The 25155-nt window shown below is 60.8% G+C and carries 21 protein-coding genes; 5 read left to right on the forward strand and 16 right to left on the reverse strand.

Annotated elements, in window-relative coordinates; all coding sequences use genetic code 11:
• Nucleotides 1–173: 173 nt before the first annotated feature.
• Entirely contained in the window at nt 174–971 is a 798-nt protein-coding gene (gene lgt / locus ACW4YW_RS08955; protein WP_457137237.1) for a prolipoprotein diacylglyceryl transferase, read from the reverse strand.
• Between the two features lie 60 nt (nt 972–1031).
• Between lgt and ilvD the strand changes: the two genes are divergently transcribed.
• The 3 genes from ilvD (at nt 1032) to ACW4YW_RS08970 (ending at nt 4262) form a co-directional block, all read left to right on the forward strand.
• Nucleotides 1032–2882, forward strand: coding sequence for a dihydroxy-acid dehydratase (gene ilvD / locus ACW4YW_RS08960; RefSeq protein ID WP_457137238.1), 1851 nt, complete (start codon nt 1032–1034; stop codon nt 2880–2882).
• 51 nt (nt 2883–2933) lie between these two features.
• Nucleotides 2934–3845 (forward strand): D-hexose-6-phosphate mutarotase, encoded by a 912-nt coding sequence (locus ACW4YW_RS08965; protein WP_457137239.1) that lies wholly within the window; start codon nt 2934–2936, stop codon nt 3843–3845.
• Between the two features lie 90 nt (nt 3846–3935).
• Nucleotides 3936–4262 carry a c-type cytochrome gene (locus ACW4YW_RS08970; RefSeq protein WP_457137240.1) on the forward strand — a complete coding sequence of 109 codons (327 nt, stop codon included), beginning with the start codon at nt 3936–3938 and terminating at the stop codon, nt 4260–4262.
• Nucleotides 4263–4366: 104 nt separating this feature from the next.
• Here ACW4YW_RS08970 and ACW4YW_RS08975 read toward each other — a convergent pair whose 3' ends face one another.
• Entirely contained in the window at nt 4367–6253 is a 1887-nt protein-coding gene (locus ACW4YW_RS08975) for a sigma-54-dependent Fis family transcriptional regulator (RefSeq protein ID WP_457137241.1), read from the reverse strand.
• A 297-nt stretch (nt 6254–6550) separates the two neighbouring features.
• On the opposite strand from ACW4YW_RS08975, the gene ACW4YW_RS08980 reads away from it, so the two are divergent.
• Nucleotides 6551–8422 carry a methanol/ethanol family PQQ-dependent dehydrogenase gene (locus tag ACW4YW_RS08980; protein ID WP_457137242.1) on the forward strand — a complete coding sequence of 624 codons (1872 nt, stop codon included), beginning with the start codon at nt 6551–6553 and terminating at the stop codon, nt 8420–8422.
• Nucleotides 8423–9147: 725 nt separating this feature from the next.
• On the opposite strand, the gene ACW4YW_RS08985 is transcribed toward ACW4YW_RS08980, so the two are convergent.
• From ACW4YW_RS08985 to ACW4YW_RS09045, 13 genes are all read right to left on the reverse strand, one after another.
• Nucleotides 9148–10554 carry an APC family permease gene (locus tag ACW4YW_RS08985; RefSeq protein ID WP_457137243.1) on the reverse strand — a complete coding sequence of 469 codons (1407 nt, stop codon included), beginning with the start codon at nt 10552–10554 and terminating at the stop codon, nt 9148–9150.
• A 90-nt stretch (nt 10555–10644) separates the two neighbouring features.
• A complete protein-coding gene (gene hemF / locus ACW4YW_RS08990) occupies nt 10645–11553 on the reverse strand; it encodes an oxygen-dependent coproporphyrinogen oxidase (protein WP_457137244.1) in 909 nt (302 codons plus the stop codon).
• 33 nt (nt 11554–11586) lie between these two features.
• Nucleotides 11587–12129 carry an L-threonylcarbamoyladenylate synthase gene (locus ACW4YW_RS08995; protein ID WP_457137245.1) on the reverse strand — a complete coding sequence of 181 codons (543 nt, stop codon included), beginning with the start codon at nt 12127–12129 and terminating at the stop codon, nt 11587–11589.
• Between the two features lie 14 nt (nt 12130–12143).
• Nucleotides 12144–13412 carry a phosphoribosylamine--glycine ligase gene (purD, locus tag ACW4YW_RS09000; protein WP_457137246.1) on the reverse strand — a complete coding sequence of 423 codons (1269 nt, stop codon included), beginning with the start codon at nt 13410–13412 and terminating at the stop codon, nt 12144–12146.
• 180 nt (nt 13413–13592) lie between these two features.
• A complete protein-coding gene (purH, locus tag ACW4YW_RS09005) occupies nt 13593–15179 on the reverse strand; it encodes a bifunctional phosphoribosylaminoimidazolecarboxamide formyltransferase/IMP cyclohydrolase (protein WP_407994612.1) in 1587 nt (528 codons plus the stop codon).
• Between the two features lie 25 nt (nt 15180–15204).
• Nucleotides 15205–15441: a Fis family transcriptional regulator gene (locus ACW4YW_RS09010; RefSeq protein WP_309564245.1), complete on the reverse strand. Its 237-nt coding sequence runs from the start codon at nt 15439–15441 to the stop codon at nt 15205–15207.
• Nucleotides 15441–16472 (reverse strand): tRNA dihydrouridine synthase DusB, encoded by a 1032-nt coding sequence (gene dusB / locus ACW4YW_RS09015; RefSeq protein WP_457137247.1) that lies wholly within the window; start codon nt 16470–16472, stop codon nt 15441–15443. The genes ACW4YW_RS09010 and dusB overlap by 1 nt, the downstream gene beginning before the upstream one ends.
• A gap of 204 nt (nt 16473–16676) precedes the next feature.
• Nucleotides 16677–18626, reverse strand: a complete 1950-nt coding sequence (locus ACW4YW_RS09020; protein ID WP_457137248.1) for a methyl-accepting chemotaxis protein — start codon at nt 18624–18626, stop codon at nt 16677–16679.
• A gap of 199 nt (nt 18627–18825) precedes the next feature.
• A complete protein-coding gene (locus ACW4YW_RS09025; protein ID WP_457137249.1) occupies nt 18826–19584 on the reverse strand; it encodes a DUF72 domain-containing protein in 759 nt (252 codons plus the stop codon).
• Between the two features lie 56 nt (nt 19585–19640).
• Complete coding sequence (locus ACW4YW_RS09030; protein WP_457137250.1) at nt 19641–20318, reverse strand: DJ-1/PfpI family protein; 678 nt, start codon at nt 20316–20318, stop codon at nt 19641–19643.
• A 1-nt stretch (nt 20319) separates the two neighbouring features.
• Complete coding sequence (locus tag ACW4YW_RS09035; RefSeq protein ID WP_457137251.1) at nt 20320–20898, reverse strand: TetR/AcrR family transcriptional regulator; 579 nt, start codon at nt 20896–20898, stop codon at nt 20320–20322.
• 77 nt (nt 20899–20975) lie between these two features.
• On the reverse strand, nt 20976–21230 hold the full coding sequence (locus ACW4YW_RS09040) for a YkgJ family cysteine cluster protein (RefSeq protein WP_457137252.1): 255 nt from the start codon (nt 21228–21230) through the stop codon (nt 20976–20978).
• Between the two features lie 4 nt (nt 21231–21234).
• Nucleotides 21235–21999, reverse strand: a complete 765-nt coding sequence (locus ACW4YW_RS09045; RefSeq protein WP_457137253.1) for a competence/damage-inducible protein A — start codon at nt 21997–21999, stop codon at nt 21235–21237.
• 126 nt (nt 22000–22125) lie between these two features.
• On the opposite strand from ACW4YW_RS09045, the gene ACW4YW_RS09050 reads away from it, so the two are divergent.
• A complete protein-coding gene (locus tag ACW4YW_RS09050; RefSeq protein WP_457137254.1) occupies nt 22126–22329 on the forward strand; it encodes a (2Fe-2S)-binding protein in 204 nt (67 codons plus the stop codon).
• Between the two features lie 85 nt (nt 22330–22414).
• Here ACW4YW_RS09050 and polA read toward each other — a convergent pair whose 3' ends face one another.
• Nucleotides 22415–25135: a DNA polymerase I gene (gene polA / locus ACW4YW_RS09055; RefSeq protein WP_457137255.1), complete on the reverse strand. Its 2721-nt coding sequence runs from the start codon at nt 25133–25135 to the stop codon at nt 22415–22417.
• Between the last annotated feature and the right edge of the window lie 20 nt (nt 25136–25155).

Here is a 25155-nt window from a genome sequence, read left to right on the forward strand (position 1 = left end):
ACGGAAGGAAACCAGATACAGAAACGGGGGAATTTTTAGGGTACAGTTTGGAGGGCGATTAGCGGGAATAGCGCTTAGATATTAGCCTTAGGGGACTCTCTAAGCGCTTACGCTTATTTCCCGCTGCAACGATAGCAATCCTGGCTATGCAGGCGTGAAACCTGCCTTGGCGATCATGCTTTTGGTGATTGACGCAAGCTCACAATTAACAGCCATATTCCCGCAATCACCATCGGCAGGCTCAACCACTGACCCATGCTCAAGCCTAGCGACAGCAGGCCGAGGAAGCTGTCCGGCTCGCGCGTGAATTCCACCAGGAAGCGGAAGCTGCCGTAGCCGATCAGGAACAGTGCAGACACTGAGCCCCTGGCGCGGGGCTTGCTGGAATACCACCAGAGCAGGATGAACAGCACGACGCCCTCGAGCAGGAATTCGTAAAGCTGCGAGGGGTGGCGCGCGATATTGTCCACTTGCGGGAACACCATGGCCCAGGGCGCATCGCTGGCGCGGCCCCATAGCTCGCCGTTGATGAAGTTGCCCATGCGTCCCGCGCCCAGGCCGACAGGCACCAACGGCGCGACGAAGTCCATGATGCCGAAGAAGGTCAGGCCGCGCCGTCTCGCGAACAGCAGCATGGCGGCCATGACGCCGATGAAGCCGCCGTGGAAGGACATGCCGCCTTGCCAGAGGAAGAGAATCTCGTGCGGGTGGGCCAGGTAGTACTCGTGCTGGTAGAACAATGCATAGCCTAGCCTGCCGCCGAGGATGACGCCCAGCGCGCCATAGAACAGGGCGTCGTCCAGCGTCTTGGGCGTCCAGCCTGCCTGCGACCACCACGGCTGGTGGGCGATGCGCCAGCGCCCGAGCCAGAGAAAAGCCAGGAAGCCGATGAGGTACATCAGGCCATACCAATGAATGCCGAACGAGCCCAGGTGAATGGCAACCGGATCAAATTGTGGGTGAACAAGCATTGGGATTGGCCCTTGGATTGGAGTAAAATCCCTTAATTATACGTTCAGTTTAGGGTTTTTATGCCGCAATACCGCTCCAGAACCTCCACCCATGGCCGCAATATGGCGGGCGCGCGCGCGCTCTGGCGCGCCACCGGGATGAAGGAGGACGACTTCCAGAAACCGATCATTGCGATCGCCAATTCCTTTACCCAGTTCGTGCCTGGCCACGTGCACCTCAAGGACCTGGGGCAGCTGGTGGCGCGCGAGATCGAGCGTGCGGGCGGCGTCGCCAAGGAGTTCAACACCATCGCCGTGGACGACGGTATCGCTATGGGGCATAGCGGCATGCTCTACAGCCTGCCCAGCCGCGACCTGATCGCCGATGCCGTGGAGTATATGGTGAGCGCTCACTGTGCCGATGCCCTGGTATGCATTTCCAACTGCGACAAGATCACCCCGGGCATGCTGATGGCGGCGCTGCGCTTGAATATCCCAGTGGTATTCGTCTCGGGCGGCCCGATGGAGGCCGGCAAGGTCAACTGGCAAGGCAACGTGCACAAGCTTGACCTGGTGGATGCCATGGTAGCGGCTGCGGACAGCAATGTGTCTGATGAAGAGTCCGACGCGATCGAGCGTTCCGCCTGCCCGACCTGCGGCTCCTGTTCCGGCATGTTTACCGCCAATTCGATGAACTGCCTGACCGAGGCGCTGGGCCTGAGCCTGCCTGGCAACGGTTCCACATTGGCCACGCATGCCGCGCGCAAGGAGCTGTTCCTCAAGGCGGGCCGCCTGATCGTGGAAATCACCAAACGCTATTACGAGCAGGATGACGAAAGCGTGTTGCCGCGCAGCATCGCCAACCTCAAGGCGTTCGAGAACGCCATGAGCCTGGATGTCGCCATGGGTGGCTCGACCAATACCGTGTTGCACCTGCTGGCAGCGGCGCACGAGGCCAAAGTGGATTTCACCATGGCTGATATCGACCGCATTTCGCGCGGCGTGCCTTGCGTCAGCAAGGTGGCGCCTGCCACGGCCAAGTACCATATGGAGGACGTGCACCGCGCGGGCGGAGTGATGGGCATTTTGAGTGAGTTGAGCCGGGCCGGGCTGATCCACCGCGATACCCCGACCGTGCATAGCCCTACCTTGGGCGAGGCATTGGACAAGTGGGACATCATGACCACCACGGACGAGGATGTGAAGAAGTTCTACCGTGCGGCCCCGGGCGGCATTTCCACGACGATTGCCTTCAGCCAGTCCATGCTTTGGCCCGACCTGGATACCGACCGCAAGGAAGGCTGCATCCGCGACAAGGCGCATGCCTACTCGCAGGACGGCGGCCTGGCGGTGCTTTACGGCAATATTGCGTTGGATGGCTGCATCGTCAAGACCGCGGGCGTAGACGACAGCATCCTCAAGTTCACGGGCCGTGCGCGTATCTTCGAGAGCCAGGACGATGCCGTCGCCGGCATCCTGGCCGACAAGATCGAGGCGGGCGACATTGTCATCATCCGCTATGAAGGCCCGCGCGGCGGCCCTGGTATGCAGGAAATGCTCTACCCGACCAGCTACCTGAAATCCAAGGGGCTGGGCAAGGCATGCGCTCTGCTGACCGACGGGCGCTTTTCCGGCGGTACTTCCGGCCTGAGCATCGGCCATGCCTCGCCCGAGGCTGCCGAGGGCGGCGCGATCGGCCTGGTGGAGGAAAACGACATCATCGAGATCGACATCCCCAACCGTACCATCCACTTGGCGGTCAAGGACGAAGTGCTTGCACACCGGCGTGCCGCGATGGAGGCGCGCGGCAAAGATGCGTGGAAGCCGGTCAACCGTCAGCGTCATGTATCCGTTGCATTACGTGCGTATGCTGCAATGAGCACGTCCGCGGCCAAGGGAGCGGTGCGCGACGTCAGCCAGATCGAGAAGTAGGCAGCATCGAGAATAATAAGAAGAATTCATCAATCAGTTTTAAAAGAGCGTATGCAATCAGTACACGAATTGAATGCCCGGTACGGGGTCGGGCATAAAATCCATTTTTCCGCAGATCTGAACGGGCTGGTGACGCTGGAAATCGAAAACCCGCATGCCACCGCCAAGGTCGCCTTGCAAGGCGGCCACGTCATGCAATGGAACCCGCGCCATGCCGAGGCGCCGGTGTTGTGGCTGTCCGACCAGGCGCGCTTCGTCGCCGGACGCTCTATCCGTGGCGGCGTGCCGGTCTGCTGGCCGTGGTTCGGCCCGCATGCCACCGATGAGACCCTCTGTCCGCACGGTTTTGCCCGCGTGGTGCCATGGGAAGTGATCGACGCCAAGGCTGAGGCGGACAACACGACCAGCCTTGTCTTGAGGCTGGTGGAGAGCCGCCAGGTGGAAAAACAGTGGCCTTACGATTGCGAATTGACCTTGACCGTCAACATCGGCCCTACGCTCAAGATGGCGCTGACCACCACCAATAAGGGTAATGAGCCGTTTGTGATCGGCGAGGCCCTGCATACCTATTTCCAGGTCAGCGATATCGAGGTGGTCAAGGTGCTCGGGCTGGATCATACTGAGTATGAGGACAAGGTCGAGGACTACGCCCGCAAGCGCCAGTCCGGCGACATTAGCTTCAATGACGAGGTGGACCGGGTTTACCTGAATACCGAGTCGACCTGTGTGCTGGAAGACCCAGGCTTGCGTCGCAAGATCGTCATCGAGAAATCCGGCAGCCATTCCACCGTGGTCTGGACGCCATGGGAACGCAAGGCGGCCGAAATTGGCGACCTGGGCAGCCACCATGGCTGGCGGCAGATGGTATGCGTCGAGACTTCCAACGTCAGGGGCAATGTCGTCACCGTCGAGCCCGGCACTTCTCATACCCTGAGCGTGCAGTACAGCACTGAAAGTTTGTAGCCGGGTTATGTTGATTGGCAATGGATGTATTGCCAAGCGCCGGCCGTTGTAACGCTATTCAGCGGGAGTGCAAGCTCCCAAGGAGAATGAATGAAGACAATCATGCGCATATTGGTGGCCGCGAGCTGCTTGCTCATGGCTGGGCAGGCGGCAGCGGTGGATGCAAAGGTGGCGGAGTCGCTGGCACAGAAAAACGGTTGCCTGGCTTGCCACACGATCAAGCAAAAGGTCATTGGCCCGGCATTGCAGGATATCGCAGCCAAGTACCGCGGCGAGCCCGGGGTGGAGGCCAAGCTCATCGGCCGGGTCAAGAACGGCACCAGCGGCGTCTGGGGACCGGTGCCCATGGGGCCGAACAGTCCTCAGGTGAAGGACGAGGATATCAAGGTCATCGTGCAGTGGATATTGACCTTGTAGCCGTGGATGCAGTTAGTTGCTTGAAGCAAGCCAGTCAAATAGTTGACTGGCTTTTTTGTTGGATTAACGGCGGGACAGCGTAACGCTCTGGTTCTTGCCTATGCTCAGGCCAGTCCCAGCGCCTTGAGCTTGCGGTAGAAGCGGTTGCGGCTCATGCCCAGCTCGCGTGCCGCGGCGGAGATATTGCCTTCGTGGTGCTGCAGCGCCAGCTTGACCGCTTCATTGGTGATATCGTCGATGGAGCCTGCGGCAAGGCCGGTGCTTTTTGGCTCAAGGACGGCGTCATCCAGCTCGTCCATGAAGCCGGGGGGCAGGTGCTGACGCTGCAAAGGCTTGCCTGCCGCCAGGGCCAGCATGGTTTTCAGCACATTGTGCAGCTGGCGGATATTGCCCGGCCAGGGATGCTGGCGGAACAGGCTGAGCACTTCCTCATGGATAGCAACATCGCCGCCGCTTTCCGTGGCCATGATACTGCGGATGATGGACAGCAGATCCTGCCGCTCCCGCAAGGGCGGCAATGTCAGGCTGATGCCGTTCAGGCGGTAGTAGAGATCCTTGCGGAATGTGCCTTCGGCCACTTTCTCCTGCAATTTCTGGTTGGTGGCGCTGATCACGGCGAAATCCAGTTTCCTCGATTTGCTGCCGCCCAGCGGGGTAATGCTGCGTTCCTGCAGCACGCGCAACAGCCGGGCCTGCAGCAGCAAGGGCATGTCGCCGATTTCATCAAGGAACAAGGTGCCGCCATGCGCCTGCTCGATCTTGCCTTGGCTGCCTTTCTGGCGCGCGCCGGTGAAGGCGCCTTCCTCGTAGCCGAACAGCTCCGCCTCGATCAGCCCCTCCGGCAATGCGGCGCAATTGATGGCGACCAGCGGGCCGTTGGCGCGGGCGCTGCCCTGGTGGATGGTGCTGGCAAGCAATTCCTTGCCGACGCCGGTCTCCCCTTGGATCAGGATGGAAATGTCCTGGTCCATGACCAGCTTCGCCTGGCTCAATATTTCGGCGATGCGCGGGTCATCGCCGGTCATGACGATTGCAGAGCCAGCCGGCCTGGGGGCAGGGCGTATGCCCGCGATTCTGTTGCTTACCGTTGCTTCCGGTTCAATGCTGAGTTTTGCGTAGACGGGTTCGCCGTTCGCGAGTGTGAGCGCTAGCGGAGCGTTTTGCCGATGTTCGTTGCAGGCGTGGGCGAACGGCTCAAGGAACATGGCGTGGAAATGCACGGGCGGGCTTTTCAGGCCCAGCAGGCCCAGCCCGTTGCGGTTGATGGCAAGTAGCTCTCCCTCGCGCGAAAATACCGCATTCCCTTCCCAAGCCGAGCCGATAAAATCGGCGGCGGTATGGAAGTACAGCGCTACCGGCCCTTGGTAGCAAGCTCTGAATACGCGATTTTCAATCTGTTGGGTGGCCATCTTCACCAGCGCCAGTGTGTGCTGCTGGTGGGCGGCAAACGCATTGGTGACGTTGAGCGTGCCAAGCAGTTGCTGGTTGGGGCCGAAAATAGGCACGGCATAGCAACTGAAGCCGTGCAGTTGCTCGACAAAGTGTTCCGCACCTTGTACCGCCACCGGCTGCCGTTCCACGATCGCCGTGCCGATGGCATTGGTGCCGCGTTCCTGCTCGCACCACGAATAGCCCGGGCTCATGATTTCGCTAGGCGCAAGGTCGACCAGCAAGTGCTGGCCTTCGCTATGCAGGATGACGCCTTCCGCGTCGGTGAGCGCCACCATGCTGTAAGAGTGGGCAATCTGCTCGTATAGCGCGGTGATCTCGGGCTTGGCCTGAGTCAGCAGCAAATGGTGCTTGCTGCGTTTCTTCTCCAGCTCCACCCGGTTCAGCGTCGCCGTGCTCAAGGGCTGGGAGGCGTTGATGCCATTGTCCAGGCTGCGCTGCCAGGAGCGCGCGATCGTCTTGTTCACCACGCCTTCCGCCATATTGCCTTGCTCGAGGAACTGCAGCCTTGCATGCTCGATTTCCTGCAGGGACTTTGTCATGGGGTGATGCATGGTGGACTTCATGATTGATATTAGGAACTGTTCCCAAATGTAGCACTTGTGCAATTTCGTGACAACTGATTACGACGGGTTTGAGTCGATAGTTAGGAATAAATTCATATGGCAACGTATTATTTTTTCATGGTTTTCAGGAAATATTCCCGACAGTTGTTTCAATTGGCATGGGGATTGCTGAATAGGGCCTGCAAGTTGATGACCAGGCATGGTCATGGTGCTGGCTGAGGTGGAGAGCATCGGCCAGCAATAAAACAACAAACATACTATGGAGAATATCCCTTGAAAGCGAAGCATTTGAAAATAGCACTGGGTGCCAGCCTGATCGGCCTGGCATCCATTCCTGCTTTTGCGGCAGATGATCTGGCAAAGCTGATCCAGGACGACAACCAATGGGTAGCGCAGCGCAAGGATTATGCAAGCACTGGCTACAGCAAGCTGTCCCAGATCAACCAATCCAACGTCAAGAACCTGAAGGCAAGCTGGACGTTTGCGACCGGCGTTAACCGCGGCCACGAAGGCGCACCGCTGGTGATCGGCGACACGATGTACTTCACCACGGCGTTCCCTAACAATGTCTATGCGCTCGACCTGAACAACGAGGAAAAGATCAAGTGGTCCTACTTCCCCAAGCAGGATCCTTCCGTGCAGGCATTGCTCTGCTGCGATAACGTCACCCGCGGCCTCGCCTACGGCGACGGCAAGATATTCCTGCAGCAGAACGACGGCCAGCTGGTTGCCCTGGACGCCAAGACCGGCGCCAAAGTTTGGGACGTAGACGTTGTCGACGTTAAGCAAGGCGCTACCACCACCAATGCGCCCCACGTGTTCAAGGACAAGGTCATCACCGGATGTTCGGGCGGCGAATACGGCGTGCGTTGCTACCTCACAGCCTACAACATCAAGGATGGCTCGATTGCCTGGCGCGCCTACAGCACCGGTCCCGATAGCGAAGTGCTGATCGGCAAGGATTTCAACAAGGACAACCCTCACTACAGCTCGTTGTCCGTATATGAAGACGTGAACGGCGGCAACAAGGAAGGCGGCTCCTACAAGGCCCTGCCCAAGGACAAGCTGAAATTCCCTGAAAAAGACCTTGGCGTGAAGACCTGGCTTAAGCCGCAAGCGACCAAGAATGGCTGGGAACAGGGCGGCGGCGCGACCTGGGGCTGGTACTCCTACGATTCGGCGTTGAACCTGGTTTACTACTCCACCGGCAACCCATCCGTCTGGAACCCGGACGTGCGTCCCGGCGACAACAAATGGTCCATGACCATTTTCGCGCGCGACCTGGACACTGGCGTTGCCAAGTGGGGCTACCAGCTGACGCCGCATGATGAGTGGGACTACGATGCCGTCAACGAAACCATCCTCTGGGATGCGGACGGTAAGAAGCTCGCCACCCATTTCGACCGCAACGGCTTCGGCTACACTCTGGACCGCCAGACCGGCAAGCTGCTGGTGGCGGAAAAGATGCACCCGTTCGTCAACTGGGCGACTGGCATTGACCTCGTGACCGGCATCCCGCAAAAAGACCCCAAGTTCTCCACCCATGAGGACGTGAACGTCACGGGCATCTGCCCTGCGGCATTGGGCGTGAAGGACCAGCAACCTGCTGCGTACTCTCCCAAGACCAAGCTGTTCTACGTGCCGCTCAACCATGTCTGCATGGACTACGAGCCGGTCGAAGTGAAATACGTGGCCGGCCAGCCCTGGGTCGGCGCCACCCTGAGCATGTACCCCGGCCCTGACGGCGTCATGGGCGGCTTCATGGCCTGGGATGGCCTCAAGGGCAAGCAAGCCTGGTACAAGAAAGAGAAGTTCTCGGTCTGGAGCGGCGCCTTGGCGACTGCGTCCGATGTCGTCTTCTACGGCACGCTGGATCGCTGGTTCAAGGCTGTCGACGCCAAGAGCGGCAAGGAACTTTGGAAATTCCGCGTAGGCTCCGGCGTGGTCGGTAACCCGATCACCTATGGCCACAAGGGCAAGCAATACGTCGCAATTCTCTCCGGCATCGGTGGCTGGGCAGGTGTGGCAATGAACCTGGGCCTGACCAACGACAACGAAGGTCTGGGCGCAGCAGGTGGTTACAAGGAGTTGAAGGAGTGGAATGCGGCACCAGGCGGTGGCGCACTCAACGTATTCAGCCTCTAAACCATCTTTAGGCAGTACCCCTGCCGAGAGGCAGGGCTCATCTCCATTTTAGTAGTCCCTTCTTGCCAGTCCCTTGTGGACTGGCTTTTTTTTGCCCAAAAAACCAAGGGCGAGTGCAGCGAAGCCAAGGGTTGGTTTTTCCTTCCGTCTGGCTGCGCCGAGTAGCGCAGCTTTTAATGGATCAGGACTGGCGTCTGTCTGAGCGCAGCGAGTTCAGCCAGTCCCCATTAAAAGCGAGCAACGCAGGTTGCCCGGAACGAAGTGTAGGGACGCAGACAACCGGGTCGCCTTTTCTTTGGTCCTGTTTCTTTTGGCGAAGCAAAAGAAATGGACTCGCCCGGAGGGGCGAAACTCATCCTCTCGCCAATTGCAGTATTGATGAAGACCGAAAAACGTTGAGCTTGATGAGGTTGAGTAGTTGAAGGAAGAATGGTCTTAACCATTATTGCAGACTATTGACCCATTGCCTTTCGCTTGCCAGCGAGTCCCTTTATTTTGCTTCGCCAAAATAAAGGGACCAAACAAAAGGCGACCCCGGAGTCTACGCCGGGAGCAAAGCTCCCGGTTCCCTGCGTTGCTCGTGCTGGATGGCGGCTTGCTGAACTCGCTGCGCTCAAACAGACGCAAGCCTTATTTCCATCCAGCACTGCGCTACTCGGCGCAGCCAGACGGGGAAACCAACGTCAAACCCGCACTTGCATCGCTGCGCTTGCCCTTGGGAATTATCAGCTAGTGCGTTGCCTGAGTTTGCTGTGGTGCATGGAGTAGGCGAAATACATGACGATGCCGATGCCTACCCATACCAGGAAGCGGTGCCAGGTTTCGCTAGGCAGGAACGCCATGAGGGCGCTGCAGGAGATGATGCCGAGGATAGGAATGATAGGGCCGCCTGGATTCTTGAAAGGCCGATGCAGGTCGGGCTGGCGTTTGCGCAAGACGATGACGCCGACGCACACCATGACAAAGCTTGCAAGAGTGCCTATGTTGACGGTCTCGGCCAGGGTGCCAAGCGGGAAGAAGCCAGCGACGATGGAGATGATGCTGCCGCAGAACAGGATCACGCGGGTCGGCGACTGGCGGTCCGGGTTGACCTTGGAGAATGCGGCGGGAATCAGTCCGTCGCGGCTCATGGCGTAGAGGATGCGGGTGAGGCCGTACAGCAATACCAGCAATACCGTGATCAAGCCTGCCAATACGCCGGTGGCGACCAGGGTGGACGACCAGCCGTACCCCAGCTTGCTCAGCGCATAGGCGACAGGGGAGGATACGTTGAGGTCGGAATAGTGCACCACGCCGGTCAGCACGCCCGAGACCAGGATATAGACGAGGGTGCAGAAGGTGACGGAGGCAATCAGGCCGATCGGCAGGTCGCGTTGCGGATTGCGGGCTTCGTCGGCGGCGGTGGAGACGGCATCGAAGCCGAAATAGGCGAAAAATACCAGGGAGGCGCCCGCCAGGATGCCGATATTGCTGCCGTCCGCCTGGCTGGAGAACCAGCCGAACGGCATGAAGGGTTGCCAGTTGTCGCTATTGATATGGCCGACGGCGATGGCGAGGAAAATGGCGATGGTGCTGAGTTTGATCGCCACCATGACGTTGTTGACGGTGGAGCTTTGCTTGACGCCGCTGATGAGCACGAACACCAGCAGCCAGATAATGCCGAAAGCGGGCAGGTTGATGATGCCGCCCTGGCTTGGCGCCTTGGTCCAGTCTTCGGGGATGACGATGCCGAAGTTGGCCAGGGTGTTGATGAAGTAGCCTGACCAGCCGTTGGCCACCGCGGCGGCGCCCACGCCGTATTCCAGCAGCAATATCCAGGCGATCGTCCAGGCAATGAACTCGCCGAACGCCACGTAGCTGTAACCATAGGCGCTGCCGGAGCCGCCGACCGAGGAGGCGAGCTCGGCATAGGCAAAGCCGGCAAAGGCGGCGGCCAGCCCGGCAATGACGAAGGAAATCACCACGGCAGGGCCCGAGTATACGGCGGCGGCAATACCCGTGAGCACGAAGATGCCGGTGCCGATGGCGCAGCCTATCCCGAGCAAGGCAAGGTCGAATGCCGACAGGCATTTCTTCAGGCCGCTGTGGCGGCCTATTTCAACCGGTTTGGTGCGGAATAGCTGTGCAAGCATAGGAACTCCCCGTTTTTTTGTTTTTCTAGTATGCACGAATTATGCCCGGGCTTTAAATTTCCCCGGCCCGGGCATGCTGGGGTGCCTGGCTTATTTGTTTTCCGTGAGCCAGTCGCGCCCGGTGATGAAATCGCTGTAGAGCCTGGCTTCCGGCGAGCCTGCTTCCGGCTTCCAGTCGTAGCGCCATTTGACGATAGGCGGCATGGACAGCAGGATGGACTCGGTACGGCCGTTGGATTGCAGTCCGAAAATGGTGCCGCGGTCGTAGATCAGGTTGAATTCGACGTAGCGGCCGCGGCGGTAGGCCTGGAAGTCGCGTTCGCGCTCGCCGTATGGAATATCCTTACGCCGCTGCACGATAGGCAGGTAGGCATTGATGAAGGCATCGCCGACGCTGCGCTGGAATGCGAAGCTCTGCTCGAAGCCCAGTTCGCTGAAGTCGTCAAAGAAGATGCCGCCGATGCCGCGCGCTTCCTTGCGGTGCTTGAGATAGAAATATTCGTCGCATTCTTTCTTGAAGCGCGGGTAGTACTGCTCGCCGAACGGCGCTACCGCGTCGCGGCAGGTGCGGTGGAAATGCACGGCGTCTTCCTCGAAACCGTAGTAAGGCGTGAGGTCCATGCCGCCGCCGAACCACCAGATCGGCGCCTCTCCGGGTTTTTCCGCCACGAAGAAGCGCACGTTCATGTGCACGGTGGGGACGTAGGGGTTGCGCGGGTGAAACACCAGCGAGACCCCCATGGCCTGCCAGCTGCGGCCTGCCGCCTCGGGGTGGGCGACGCTAGCCGATGGCGGCAGCTTGCTGCCGATAACGTGGGAGAAGCCAATGCCGGCGCGCTCGAACACATTGCCCTCTTCCAGCATGCAGGAAGTCCCGCCGCCGCCTTCCGCTCGCTGCCAGCTATCGTGCAGGAAGCGCTTGCCGTCCACCAGCTCGATGGCTTCCACGATGCGGGCTTGCAGGCCTTGAAGGTAGTCGAAGATTGCATTTGAGTTCATGAAGCTCTCCAGGTGTCACCGGGTCTCAATGCTTCACGGGCGTAGAATCTTGCCAGTGATGAGATCCTGTATGGTCGAAGGTTTGCTCGCGCCACCAGTCCTGCCGGGCAGTACCCTGACACGGCTGCCAAACAGGCGATGGCATTCGCGAGTGGTTTTGGCCGGAACCCGGCCGTTGTGGTTGGCGCTAGTGGAAACCAGCGCCATGCCAGCGTTGCGGCAGAGATTCGCCGCGAATGGGTTGGCGGTGACGCGCACCGCCAGGGATGTGTGCTTGCCCCTGAGCAATGCGGGGCAACGTTGCGACGCAGGCACCAGCCAGGTATGCGGCCCGGGCCAGCGGGTGAACATGCGCTGTTTCTGTTCCGTCGTGACCGGCGCGATCAGTTTGCGCAATTGCGCAAACTGATGTGCAATCACGATCAGCCCCTTGCGCTGCGGGCGGCCCTTGATGCGCAATAAGCGCTTGAGGGCATGATGGTTGGTGGGGTCGCAACCGAGTCCGAAGCAGGACTCGGTCGGGTAGGCGATGACACCGCCGCTACGCAGGAAATGCTGTAGTGCGCGTGCTCGCATGCCAATGTTTCTTGTCAGGACTTGACGGCGCGATAGCCGATGTCAGTGCGGAACTGCATGCCGTCGAACTTGATGCCGTCGGCAATCTTGTAGGCCTGCGACTGGGCATACTTCACGGTTTCGCCCAGCGCCGCTACGCACAATACGCGGCCGCCGCTGGTAACCACCTTGCCGTCCTTGATGACGCTGCCGGCGTGGAATACATGGGCGTCCGTGAGTTCTTTCGGCAGGCCGGTGATTTCATCGCCCAGGCGCGGTGTGTCAGGATAGTTGGCGGATGCCAGCACGACGCCGAGCGCGCTGCGGCGGTCCCAGTCAGTCTTGGTCTCATTCAACGTGCCGTTGACCGCATGCTCCACCAGGCCGACCAGATCGCTCTTGAGGCGCAGCATGATGGGCTGGGTTTCCGGGTCGCCCATGCGGCAGTTGAATTCCAGGGTCTTGAGGCTGCCGTCTTCGCCGATCATGAGGCCGGCATAGAGGAAGCCGGTATAGGGAATGCCGTCTTTCGCCATGCCTGCCACGGTAGGGTCGATGATCTCGCGCATGACCTTGGCGTGGATGTCCGGCGTGACGACGGGAGCGGGGGAATACGCGCCCATACCGCCGGTGTTCGGGCCTTGGTCGCCGTCCAGCAGGCGTTTGTGGTCCTGACTGGTGGCGAGCGGCAGGATATGTTTGCCGTCGACCATGACGATGAAGCTGGCTTCCTCGCCGGTGAGGAATTCCTCGATCACCACGCGCGCGCCAGCAGCGCCGAGCTTGTTGTCGGCAAGCATGGCGTCGATCGCGGCATGCGCCTCGTCTTCATTCATCGCGACCACCACGCCCTTGCCTGCGGCCAGGCCGTCGGCCTTGATCACGATAGGGGCACCTTGCCGCTCGACGTAGTCATGCGCGGCGGTGGCATCGGTGAACGTGGCGTAGGCCGCGGTCGGGATGTTGTGGCGGATCATGAACGCCTTGGCGAAATCCTTGGAGCTCTCGAGCTGCGCGGCGGCCTGGGTCGGGCCGAAAATCTTCAGGCCGGCGGCGCGGAACGCATCGACCACACCCTGCGACAACGGCGCCTCGGGGCCGACGACGGTGAGGCCGATCTGCTCCTTCTGCGCAAACTCGACCAGTTCGGCAACTTTGGTGATGGGCACGTTGACCATGTCGGGGTCAAGCGCGGTGCCTGCGTTGCCCGGCGCCACAAATACGCGGCTGATCCGCTCGCTCTGCGCGAGCTTCCATGCCAGTGCGTGCTCACGTCCGCCGCCGCCTATCACTAGAACTTTCATCTTTACCCTTTGATTATCAATTAGCCAAACACGCTGATATTTTAACGTTTCCTGGTTTTATGTGGCTTCAACCAGCAGAGTCATTGGCAAAGCGTTGCTGGCAAGGCGCACCGACGCAGACAGTACAAACGAGTACGGCAAGGAGGTGCAACGCAGCCAGCGGCGCTTTGCCAGTGACGATCAATGGCGGAAGTGGCGGATGTTGGTGAACACCATCACCAGCCCATGCTCATCCGCCGCCGCAATCACCTCGTCGTCGCGGATGCTGCCGCCCGGCTGGATCACGCAGGTGGCGCCGGCTTCCGCCAGGACGTCTACGCCGTCGCGGAACGGGAAGAACGCATCGGACGCCACGGCGGAACCTTGCAAGGTCAAGCCGGCGTTTTGCGCCTTGATCGCGGCGATCTTGGTGCTGTCGACGCGGCTCATTTGGCCTGCGCCCACGCCCAAGGTCATGCCGTTGCCGCAGAAGACGATGGCGTTGGATTTCACGTACTTGGCGACGCGCCAGGCGAACAGCAGGTCTTCCAGCTGTTCCGGCGTCGGTTGCTTCTTGGTGACCACCTTGATGTCATCAATGCTGATTTCATGGTTGTCCGCGGTCTGGATCAACAGCCCGGAACCGACGCGCTTGGTGTCGTGCGAGTTGCGGCCACGGCTCCATGCGCTGTCGCCACCGCTTGGCAATGCAATCTTGAGCACGCGCACATTGGCCTTGGCTTTGAATATCTCCAGGGCTTCCTCGGTATAGTCCGGCGCGATCAATACTTCGACGAACTGCTTGGAAACGGCTTCTGCCGCTGCGCCGTCCAGAGTGTGGTTGAATGCGATAATGCCGCCGAACGCGGAGGTCGGGTCTGTCTGGAACGCCTTCTGGTAGGCTTCGAGCGGGTTAGCGCCCACAGCCACGCCGCAAGGGTTGGCATGCTTGACGATGACGCAGGCGGTGCTGTCGAAGCTCTTGACGCATTCCCAGGCCGCATCGGCATCGGCGATGTTGTTATAGGACAGTTCCTTGCCCTGCAATTGCTGCGCGGTCACGAGCGAGCCGGGCGCAGGGTAGAGGTCGCGGTAGAACGCGGCCTTCTGGTGCGGATTCTCGCCGTAGCGCAGGTCCTGCACCTTGACCAGGCGGCCATTGGCCTGGCCGGGGAATTCATTGCGCGTGCCGTCTGCGTTGAAGGAGGACAGGTAATCGCTGATCGCGCCGTCGTAGTTGCTGATGCGGTTGAACGCGGCGACGGATAAGGCAAAGCGCGTCGCCTTGCTGGTGGCGCCGTTGGTGCTGCGCATTTCCGCCAGCACTTCCTCGTATTGCGAGGCGTCGGTCAGCACCGCGACGTCCTGCCAGTTCTTGGCGGCGGAACGCACCATGGCCGGGCCGCCGATGTCGATGTTCTCGATCGCGTCTTCCAGCGTGGCGTCAGGACGCGCCACGGTGGCCTCGAACGGATAGAGGTTGACTACCAGCAGATCGATATTCGGGATGCCGGCAACCTGCATCGCGGCCACATGCTCTGGCAGGTCGCGGCGGCCCAGCAGGCCGCCATGCACCTTGGGATGCAGGGTCTTGACCCGGCCGTCGAGCATTTCCGGGAAACCGGTGTAGTCGCTGACTTCGATCACGGCGATGCCATTGTCGCGGAACAGCTTCGCTGTGCCGCCAGTGGAGAGGATTTCAACGCCAAAGCCTGAAAGGGCCTGGGCAAATTCGAGAATGCCGGTTTTATCAGAAACACTGATAAGCGCACGTTTGATAACAGCCATAATGAAAAGCTTCTAACAGAAGAGGTTATTGAAGGTTGTGTTGCTGGAGTTTCTTGCGCAGGGTGTTGCGGTTGAGGCCGAGAATCTCGGCCGCCTTGCTCTGGTTGCCGCCTGCGCGGTTCAAGACATATTCCAGCAAGGGCTTTTCCATGCATTGCAGCACCATGTCGTACACTGCATGGGGAGGCTGCCCGTCGAGGTCCTTGAAGTATTCATCCAAGGCCGCGCGCACGCAGCTGGCGAGATCCTGCTGGCTAGCCATTATGCCGCCATGGCCTCGTCGTCGGTGGCGGCGGACTCTGCTTCGTATTGCAGGCGCGCATTACGCTGCTTGAGTTCGCCGAAGAAATCGTTGATGGATTGCAGCTGCTCTTCAATGCTCTGCAATTGGTTCATGTGGTGGCGGAAATTGGCCGAGCCGACCAGGCCCTTGGTGTACCAGGAAATATGCTTGCGCGCGACACGCATGCCGGTCAGCTCGCCGTAGAAGTCGTAGAGGTCGTGGATATGCTCGAGCATGACCTGGTGGATTTCCTCGACTTCGGGCGCAGGCAGGTGCTCGCCAGTCGCTAGGAAATGTTCCGTTTCGCGGAAAATCCACGGGCGGCCCTGGGCGGCGCGGCCGATCATCACGGCGTCGGCCTTGGTGTAGTCGAGCACGAACCTGGCTTTTTCCGGCGTGGTGATGTCGCCGTTGGCGATCAGGGGAATCTTGATGGCCTGCTTCACGGCGGCGATGGTGTCGTATTCCGCGTCGCCGGTGTAGAGGCAGGCGCGGGTGCGGCCATGCATGGCGAGCGCCTGCACGCCGATGTCTTCCGCCATCTTGGCGACAGCCACGGCATTGCGGTTGTTCTTATCCCAGCCGGTGCGGATCTTGAGGGTGACCGGCACATCCACGGCATTGACCACCGCCTTGAGAATCTGTGAAACCAAAGGCTCGTCCTTGAGCAGCGCGGAGCCTGCCATGACGTTGCAGATCTTCTTGGCGGGACAGCCCATGTTGATGTCGATGATCTGGGCGCCGTTGTCCACGTTGTGCTTGGCGGCCTCCGCCATCATCTTGGGGTCGGCGCCTGCGATCTGCACTGAGATCGGGTCGACCTCGCCTTCGTGGTTGGCGCGGCGCAGGGTCTTGGCGCTGCCGTAGAGCAGGGAGTTGGACGTCACCATCTCGCTCACCGCCAGGCCTGCGCCCATTTTCTTGCACAGCACGCGGAAGGGCCGGTCGGTCACGCCCGCCATCGGGGCGACTACCAGATTGTTCTTCAGCTTGTAAGGACCGATCTGCACCTGACTATAACCGTATCAATGACGTGGAAAAGCTGCCCATTTTATATGCAAACGCCGGAGTAACAAAGCACATATTGCTGGAGCACAGGCGCGGAAACAGAGGGCGCGGGCAGGGTAAGGCGATGTTTTACTTTAAGTTGCCGACGTAACCCCATGGATAATTTTATATACAGGTTTGTATAGTTTAAGCGCATATCCGCATCGTCAGCTCAGACGGAACAAGGAAACCGTCTTGCTCAACTGCTGGGCCTGCTCATCCAGCGAATGGGCGGCGGCCATCGCCTGCTCCACCAGGGCGGCGTTCTGCTGCGTCACTTCGTCCATCGCGGTGATGGCGGTATTGATCTGCTGGATGCCGCTGCTCTGCTCCTCGGAGGCATGCGCGATCTCGCGCATGATGCCGGAGACGCGCTGTACCGCGGCGACGACTTCCTCCATGGCGCGGCCGGCATCCGCGACCTGTTTCGAGCCTTGCCCGATCTTGGCGACCGAGCCGTCGATCAATTGCTTGATTTCCTTGGCGGCGCTGGCGCTGCGCTGCGCCAGGTTGCGCACTTCCTGCGCCACCACGGCAAAGCCGCGGCCCTGCTCGCCGGCGCGTGCGGCCTCGACCGCGGCGTTGAGCGCGAGGATATTGGTCTGGAAGGCAATGCCCTCGATCGCATTGGTGATCTCCGACATCTTGCGCGACTCGTCCGTGATCTGCTGCATGGTGCTCACGGCCCCGGTAACGGTGCTGCTGGCGCGCTCGGCGGTGCTGGAGGCGTTGGCGGCCAGCTCGTTGGCCGTTCTCGCGTTGTCCGCGTTCTGGCCTACGGTGGAGGTGAGCTCTTCTATGCTGGCGGCGGTTTCCTCCAGCGATGCCGCCTGGTTTTCCGTCCTTTGCGACAGGTCGCTATTGCCGAGCGCGATTTCGGAAGACGCGTTGGAAACGTACTCGCTGCTGGCGCGGATGTCGCTCACCATATCCCGCAGCTTGTCCTGCATCACTTTCATCGCCTGCAGCATGCTGGAGTTGTCGCCCGGTTTGAGCGCGACCTGGGAGGTGAGGTCGCCGCTGGCGATATGGCTGGCCAGGTCGGCGGCATCGCCGGGTTCGCCGCCGATCGGGCGGATCACCATGCGGTCCACCAGGTAGCCCAGTGCCAGCGAGACCACGACGACGCTCAGCAAGCCGATGACGATGGCCGTGTTGCGCAGGCTGTGCACGCCTTCTAGGATTTTATCCTCCGGCACGGTGACGGCGAAAGACCATGGCGTCTTGCTCTGGGCGATCGCGATCGGCTGGTAGATCCTCAATACCGTGGTGTTCAATGTCCCGTCCCGGGCGCTGTCCTGGTAGGGCTGTCCGGAAGCGACCGCCTGCCTGATCTTGTCCCAGGCGCCGCCGGCAGGCATGGGTTTGCCCACATTGCCCGCATCGCGGTCGCCGACGTAGCTGCCCTGATTGGAAACCAGGCTGGCATAGCCGGTGGAGAATGGCTTGACCTCGGTGATGCGCTGCTGGAACTCCGACAGCAGCATGTCAACGCCCGCAACGCCGACCACCGCGCCCTTGTAGCGGATCGGCACCACCATGCTCGTGATCAAAACCTTCTTGCCGCCGATCTCGTATTCGTAAGGCTCGAGCAATGTTTCCTCGCCGCTGTCTCGGGCCAACAGGTAGTAGTCGCCCGCGCCAGGGACGTCGTAGTCGGCCAGCGCTTCCACCGCCACCTGGCCGCCGCCGCGGTTCCAGTATGGCAGGTAGCGGCCCGTGGCATCGGTGCCCGGCTGGTTGACGAACTCGTTGTCGCGCCCGTCAAATGCATTGGGCTCCCATATGGTCCAGACGCCGACAAATCCCGGGTTGCCTTCCAGTACCCGCTTCAGCATGCTGTCGGCAAGCCTGCGGTTTGCCAGCCCGTCGCCGCGAAGCCCCTCCAGGGATTGCGCCAGGGTGCGGGCGGCATCGAAAGCGCTGTCTATCTCGGCCTTGGCTTCGTTGGCGTGTTGCCTCGACAAAGCGCGGGCATACTCGAGCGCCGATTCCTGCTGCAAATGCGAGGCCTTGTAAGTCAGTACTGCGATGGTGAGGCTGAAGCCCGCCAGGATCATTGCGATGACGATCAACAAGACCTTGCTGCGCAAGCTGAGATGGTGGAGAGAAAACATGGTTCAAGGCTTAAAAAGAATACGGTGTAAGCCTTAAGCAAATAGCATTCCCTGCACTGGCCGAGCTGCGGCACCAATCAATGCGGGCCGTTGCGGCAAGGGATGAGGGCGGCGCAGCCCGGGTTGGTGCATGGGCCGATGCCATGCACCAAGACAGCGCCAGGGCGTGGCCGCGCGGCGTTTATCTCGAAAGGGATGCTCAGCCTTGGTGCGCTGCGAGGCCGGTCAAATTCATGATGTCCAGCGCATTGGCGGTGGCGGCGCCGCGCGCGGTATTGTCGAAAATGCACCAGGCCGGGCCGCTGGCTGCTTGCAGCGTATTCGCAAGCTGCTTCAAATATGCTTCGGGGTAGGACGAGTAATAGATTTTCGGCGAGCCGTGCAGCCGATAATAACTGAAACCCGGGTCGCCTCCTGGCGCTTCGGCGGTGGGAAATTTGGCTGGGTCCGCTGCCACGCGTGCCAGCCTGAAATCCTGTAGCAGGTGCTCGACCTGCATTGAAAACCAGCTCGCATGGCGCGGTTCGCATGCCGCCGCGCCAGGGTAATGCTGGCGCAGCAATGTAAAGAACGCGCGAGCGGAAGGCATGTCCAGCGCAAGGCTGGGCGGCAACTGGACCAAGATGCCGCCCAGCTTGCAGCCTAGCCCGGAGATTTCCTCCAGAAAGCGCAGCAGGCTATCTTCGCAATCGAGCAGCCGGCGCTGATGGGTGATTTCCCGGGGCATCTTGACCCAGAAGCGGAAGCCTTCCGGCACCGTATCCGCCCAGCGCACATAGGTCTTGTGTTGGTGCGGGCGGTAGAAGGACGAGTTGATCTCGACGGTGTCGAACAGCCGCGCATAGCGCTCGAGGTGGCTGCCGCCGGGCGGGAACAATGCGGCATGCTGCGGCGGGATTCCCCAGCCCGCACAGCCTACCCGGATCGCAGGCGCGCCGGCTGCAGGCAAGGACATCATGTTTTTTTCATGCATGGCTTAGGCATCGTCGGGAGGCGCGTGTCCTTATTCAACATTCAGCCAGCATACTCGATATCTTCCCTGTACCCCGCATAAGCCTGGTGGTATTCCATGATGCGGGCGACTTCCAGGATGAAATCCTCGTCATAGCCGGCCCGGCGCAGCAAGTGCAGCCCGACCTCCATCCCCGCGGCAATGCCGCCGCCGGTCACGATGCGGCCGCTGTCCACCACGCGGGCGCGGCTGATCCTGCATTGCGGGGCCAGTTGCGCCAGGCGCTCTATGGGGACCATGCCGGCGTTGGACCGCTCGACGCGGTCAGGCTCCTTGCGGCTGGTGGCGGGAATGCCGTCCAGCAATCCCATGTTGCCGTAAATCCAGGAGCCGGTACAGACGCTGGTCAGCAGTGTCTGCTCGGGCAGCGAACGGATATAGTCGTGCAGTCGCTTGTTGTGGATTTCCTGCCGCGTGCCGAATCCGCCCGGGATCAGGAAGGCATCCATGGCGGGGTTGTCGGCAAAGCTGTAGTTGGGCAGTACGGTGAACCCGGCCTGGGTCTGCACCGGGCGCAGGCTGTCCGCGACCAGGAAGGCGTCGAGTTCCGGATCCAGGCGGCGCGCTACGGAAAACACGCCGTGCGGGGCGGCGTAATCGATGATTTCGGCGTCCTTGAATACATAGATGCCGAGCCGGAACCCGGCGGTTTTTGTATCGGTTTTGCGTGGCAGGGACATGCTAGGTTCTCCTATCGGTGGGTGAAACGGTGTCCAGCAGCAGAGTTGCCAGCTGGCGGGCCTGGGTGGCAGCCTGGCTGCCCGGCGTAACGAGTTCGGTGGCGATGGCGCCTTCCATCAACAAGGCGAAATGGCGCGCCTGGACCGCAGGCTGCGGCAATCCTGCGGCAATGCAGAGCGTGAGGATGTAGTCGGCCAGCCGCCGCTTGTGTTCCGCGGCGATCAGTCGGAAGCCGTGGCCGGGGTCGGAGAATTCCGCCGAGATGTTGATGAAGGCGCAGCCGTGGAAGCCCGGCTCCTCGAACCAGGATTGCAGGAAATCGAACAATGTAAGCAGGGATTGCCGCGGGCTTTGCGCATGTGCATCCACGAAGGCTTGCAGGCCGCCAAGCCAGCGCTGGTCTCGCAGCTTGAGGAATTCCGCGACCAGCCCCTCCTTGGACTGGAAGTGCAGGTACAGGCTCTGACGGGCGACCAATGCCTCATCCAGGATGTCCTCCACCGACGTGGCATGAACGCCGTTTTGGTAGAATAGCCTGCAAGCCGCTTCCAGCAGCCTTTCCCGGGCGGGGAGGGTCATTTCGTCGCTCCAATAGAATGGTCGTTCTATTAGAGGCCGGCTAACAATAGACTGTCAATCTATCGTCTTATGGCATCTTATGGCGAGGTGAGTTGCTCCAGCTGGGCCAGCCAGGCAAAGGCGTGCCGTTCGTCGCTGCCGCACATTTCCATATCGGGCCGCAAGGAGCTGCAGACCGCTGGCCGCTCCGGCTTGCCGAAGATCAGGCAGCGGTTGAGCTCGTCGAGCTGCACGCAGCGCTGCCCGGCCTTCTTGCCTTCGGGCATGCCGGGAATCGGGCTGCTGATCGAGGGGGCGATGCAGCATGCCCCGCAGGACGGGCGGCAATCCATTCGTCTAGCTCCTCTCTAAAGGCTGCCAGGGGTGATTTGCCGTATCGAGCGCTTCACGGATTCGCCGCATGGCCTCGGCGACTGCCGCCGCCTCGCCCTTGACGCCGAGTTCGATGGTGCGCCTTTCGTCCAGGCGCGGCAGGCTGAACAGCTTGAGGCTGGGGTATTGCCGCGTGATCTCTTCCATCAGGTCCAGCAGCTGGCTTTCCCCAGTATCGAACACCAGGATGGAGGATTCGGCGGCCGGTTGCAGGTGGAACAGGTGGGCGTAATGCGTGTCCAGTATCCATTCCGTCATCGGCCAGGCCATTTCCGGGAAGCCGGGCATGAAGTAGTGCCGTCCCAGCGAGAATCCGGGCACGCGGTTCACCGGGTTGGGGATCAAGGCGACGTCCCGGGGAAAATCCGCCATCAACACGCGCTTGGGATAGGCAGCCTCGCCGTAGCGCGCCTCGATTTCGGCTACCGCGCCCGGGTGGCGCGCAATCGCCAGGCCGGCGGCTTCTGCCGCGGCCTGGCGGGTCTGGTCGTCCGGGGTGGCGCCTATGCCGCCAAAGCAGAGGACGATGTCGCTGCTCGCCATGGTGCGTTGCAATGTCGCCGCGATCTGCGCCCGGTCGTCCCCGAGGTATTCCGCCCACGACAAGGCGAGGCCTCTTGCGGCCAGTAGCGAGATCGCCTTGGCCAAGTGTGCGTCCTGGCGCTTTCCCGAGAGGATTTCGTCGCCGATGATGATGACGCCGAAGCGCGCTGATGTGGTGTCGGTCATGATGTCGAGGATGAGCTGGTGCGCGGAATTGCTAGGCAGCTAATTTGCCGCAGATGGGTCATGTTGTGCAAGTTTTTGCCGTTGAATGGGTAAAATGGCCTGTGTTATTGATAGATCATATATGCCATGAGCAACCCGAAAGAAACCCCCGACGACGAAATCCTCTGCTTTTGCAGCGGAGTGAAGCGCGGCAAGATTCGCGCCTTGCACCGGCAGGGGGTCGATCTGCAGGGCATTGCCGACATGACCGGCGCGTTGACCGGCTGCGGCGGCTGCGAATGGGAGATCGACTATTTCCTCAAGGAGCTGGACAAGGAGCAAGGCAAGTAATCCAATGGCGGCGTCCTGGCCGCAATGCTGAAGCCGCCTTGGAGCGGCCGGCAAAACTCAGCGAAGCGCTCCTGGCTAGCCGCTCTTAATGCGCGGCTTCCCAATTTGAGCCCACGCCCACTTCCGCCAATAACGGCACATCCAGCTTGGCAACATCCTGCATGAGCTTGGGCAGGGTTTGCTGCACCAATTCCAATTCAGCATCCGGTACTTCCAGCACCAGTTCGTCATGCACCTGCATGATGATCTTGCTTTGCAGTTTTTGCGTTCTCAACCAGCCATCCACGGCAATCATGGCGAGCTTGATCAGGTCGGCCGCGGTGCCTTGCATCGGCGCATTGATGGCCGCGCGCTCGGCGCCCGCGCGGCGCATGCCGTTGGGGCTGTTGATCTCGGGCACCCACAGCCTGCGGCCGAAGAAGGTTTCGACATAGCCTTGCTCCTTCGCCACCATGCGCGTGTTCTGCATGTATTCGCGCACGCCGGGATAGCGCGCGAAATAGCGGTCGATGTAGCTCTGCGCCGCGCCGCGCTCGATGTTGAGGTTCTGCGCGAGGCCGAAGGCGCTCATGCCGTAGATCAGGCCGAAATTGATCACCTTGGCGTAGCGGCGTTGTTCGCTGCTGACTTCGTCGCGTTGCACGCCGAAAATCTCGGCAGCGGTGGCGCGGTGGATGTCCTCGCCCTTGGCGAATGCGGAGAGCAGCCCTTCATCCTGCGACAGGTGCGCCATGATGCGCAGCTCGATCTGCGAGTAGTCGGCGGAAATGATGCGCGACCCTGGCGGGGCGATGAAGGCTTCGCGGATGCGCCGGCCTTCCGCGGTACGCACGGGGATGTTCTGCAAATTAGGGTCGGAGCTGGCCAGGCGCCCGGTGATCGCCACAGCCTGGCTGTAGCTGGTATGCACGCGGCCGGTGGCGGGGTTGATCATGCGCGGGAGCTTGTCGGTATAGGTCGATTTAAGCTTGGCAAGGCCGCGGTATTCCAGCAGCACTTTCGGCAACGGGTAATCCAGCGCCAGTTCCTGCAGCACGTCCTCATCGGTGGAGGGCGCGCCGCTCGGGGTTTTCTTGAGCGGCTTGATGCCGAGCTTGCCAAACAGGATTTCCTGCAATTGCTTGGGCGAGCCGAGGTTGAACGGCTGTCCCGCAATGTCGTAGGCCTGCTGTTCCAGCTCGATGAGTTTCTGCCCGAGCTCGTGGCTTTGCGCCTGCAGCATGGCTTGGTCGATCAGCACCCCGTTGCGCTCTATGGTGTAAAGGATGTCGAGCAGTGGCATCTCGATCTGGCGGTACACGAATTCCAGTTTGTCGTCGGTTTCGATCTGCGGATACAGCACCTGGTGCAGTTGCAGAGTGATGTCGGCATCTTCGGCGGCATATTCGGATGCGGTATCGATGCCGATCTGGCTGAACGGCACTTGCTTGGCGCCCTTGCCGGCGATTTGCTCGTAAGTGATGGTCTGCACGCCCAAGTGGCGCATGGCGAGGTCGTCCATGCCGTGGGTGCGGTGGCTTTCCAGCACGTAGGACTGCAGCAGGGTATCGTGCGCGATGCCGTTCAGCTGAATGCTGTGGTTGGCGAGCACATGCTTGTCGTACTTGAGATTCTGGCCCAGCTTGGGGAGCGATGCGTCCTCGAGCAGAGGCTTGACTTGCTGCAACACTGCGGCGAAATCGAGCTGCTGCGGGGCGCCGGTGTAGTCGTGCGCGAGCGGCACGTAGGCTGCCTTGCCCGCTTCCACCGAGAACGACATGCCGACCAGCTTGGCCTGCATGGCATCCAGGCTGGTGGTTTCGGTGTCGAAGGTGACCAAGGGCGCTGACTTGAGCAGCAGCAGCCATTTGTCCAGGCTGGCCTGGTCGAGGATGGTCTCGAACTGGCGGTCAGGCACGGCAGCGGCGGAAAACAGGTCGCCGATCGGGGCCAAGGGTTTTACGGCGGCACCCTCGTTGCCGCCGGCTTCCAGCTCGCGCCGCCAGGTCTTGAACTCGAAGCGCTCGTAGAGCTCGGCGAGCTTGGCATTGTCGCTTGGCTGGGTAACAAGATCAGTCACCATTTGCGGCAGGTCCAGCTTGCAGCGGATAGTGATGAGTTCGCGCCCGGTGGGCAGCCAGTCCAGCGCCTTGCGTAGGTTGTCGCCCACCACGCCGCCTATCTCTGCCGCATTGGCGATAAGCTTGTCGAGCGAGCCGTGCTGGCTGAGCCACTTCACGGCGGTCTTTGGGCCGACCTTCTCCACGCCGGGTACGTTGTCCACGCTGTCGCCGATCAGGGTGAGGTAGTCGATGATCAGGGCGGGGGGGATGCCGAACTTGGCTTCCACGCCTGCTTCGTCCAGCACCTCATTGGTCATGGTGTTGACCAGCTTGATGTGCGGCGTGACGAGCTGCGCCATGTCCTTGTCGCCGGTCGAGATCACCACCTGCATGCCTTGTTCCTCGGCCTGCCGCGCCAGGCAGCCGATCACGTCGTCGGCTTCCACGCCGTCTATCATCAGCAGGGGCCAGCCCATGGCCTGGATCGCTTCGTGCAGGGGCTCGATCTGCCGGGAGAGGTCGTCCGGCATCGGCGGGCGGTGTGCCTTGTATTCGGGGTAAATATCGTCGCGGAAGGTTTTTCCCTTTGCATCGAAGACACAGGCGCTATAATCAGCCGGATAGTCCTTGTGCAGGCGGCGCAGCATGTTTAGTACGCCATACATCGCGCCCGTAGGCTCGCCCGCTTTGTTGCGCAGGTCGGGCAGCGCATGGAAGGCGCGATAGAGGTAGGACGAACCGTCTACTAATAACAATGTTTTCATCTTGAACTAGTGTGGAACCT

The organism is Methylobacillus pratensis, assembly GCF_054072455.1.

What these genes read in the sequence shown, in the direction of transcription:
- lgt (WP_457137237.1), bottom strand. Translation starts at nt 971, where the DNA reads ATGCTTGTTCACCCACAATTTGATCCGGTTGCCATTCACCTGGGCTCG.
- ilvD (WP_457137238.1), top strand. Translation starts at nt 1,032, where the DNA reads ATGCCGCAATACCGCTCCAGAACCTCCACCCATGGCCGCAATATGGCG.
- ACW4YW_RS08965 (WP_457137239.1), top strand. Translation starts at nt 2,934, where the DNA reads ATGCAATCAGTACACGAATTGAATGCCCGGTACGGGGTCGGGCATAAA.
- ACW4YW_RS08970 (WP_457137240.1), top strand. Translation starts at nt 3,936, where the DNA reads ATGAAGACAATCATGCGCATATTGGTGGCCGCGAGCTGCTTGCTCATG.
- ACW4YW_RS08975 (WP_457137241.1), bottom strand. Translation starts at nt 6,253, where the DNA reads ATGACAAAGTCCCTGCAGGAAATCGAGCATGCAAGGCTGCAGTTCCTC.
- ACW4YW_RS08985 (WP_457137243.1), bottom strand. Translation starts at nt 10,554, where the DNA reads ATGCTTGCACAGCTATTCCGCACCAAACCGGTTGAAATAGGCCGCCAC.
- hemF (WP_457137244.1), bottom strand. Translation starts at nt 11,553, where the DNA reads ATGAACTCAAATGCAATCTTCGACTACCTTCAAGGCCTGCAAGCCCGC.
- ACW4YW_RS08995 (WP_457137245.1), bottom strand. Translation starts at nt 12,129, where the DNA reads ATGCGAGCACGCGCACTACAGCATTTCCTGCGTAGCGGCGGTGTCATC.
- purD (WP_457137246.1), bottom strand. Translation starts at nt 13,412, where the DNA reads ATGAAAGTTCTAGTGATAGGCGGCGGCGGACGTGAGCACGCACTGGCA.
- purH (WP_407994612.1), bottom strand. Translation starts at nt 15,179, where the DNA reads ATGGCTGTTATCAAACGTGCGCTTATCAGTGTTTCTGATAAAACCGGC.
- ACW4YW_RS09010 (WP_309564245.1), bottom strand. Translation starts at nt 15,441, where the DNA reads ATGGCTAGCCAGCAGGATCTCGCCAGCTGCGTGCGCGCGGCCTTGGAT.
- ACW4YW_RS09020 (WP_457137248.1), bottom strand. Translation starts at nt 18,626, where the DNA reads ATGTTTTCTCTCCACCATCTCAGCTTGCGCAGCAAGGTCTTGTTGATC.
- ACW4YW_RS09025 (WP_457137249.1), bottom strand. Translation starts at nt 19,584, where the DNA reads ATGATGTCCTTGCCTGCAGCCGGCGCGCCTGCGATCCGGGTAGGCTGT.
- ACW4YW_RS09030 (WP_457137250.1), bottom strand. Translation starts at nt 20,318, where the DNA reads ATGTCCCTGCCACGCAAAACCGATACAAAAACCGCCGGGTTCCGGCTC.
- ACW4YW_RS09035 (WP_457137251.1), bottom strand. Translation starts at nt 20,898, where the DNA reads ATGACCCTCCCCGCCCGGGAAAGGCTGCTGGAAGCGGCTTGCAGGCTA.
- ACW4YW_RS09040 (WP_457137252.1), bottom strand. Translation starts at nt 21,230, where the DNA reads ATGGATTGCCGCCCGTCCTGCGGGGCATGCTGCATCGCCCCCTCGATC.
- ACW4YW_RS09045 (WP_457137253.1), bottom strand. Translation starts at nt 21,999, where the DNA reads ATGACCGACACCACATCAGCGCGCTTCGGCGTCATCATCATCGGCGAC.
- ACW4YW_RS09050 (WP_457137254.1), top strand. Translation starts at nt 22,126, where the DNA reads ATGAGCAACCCGAAAGAAACCCCCGACGACGAAATCCTCTGCTTTTGC.
- polA (WP_457137255.1), bottom strand. Translation starts at nt 25,135, where the DNA reads ATGAAAACATTGTTATTAGTAGACGGTTCGTCCTACCTCTATCGCGCC.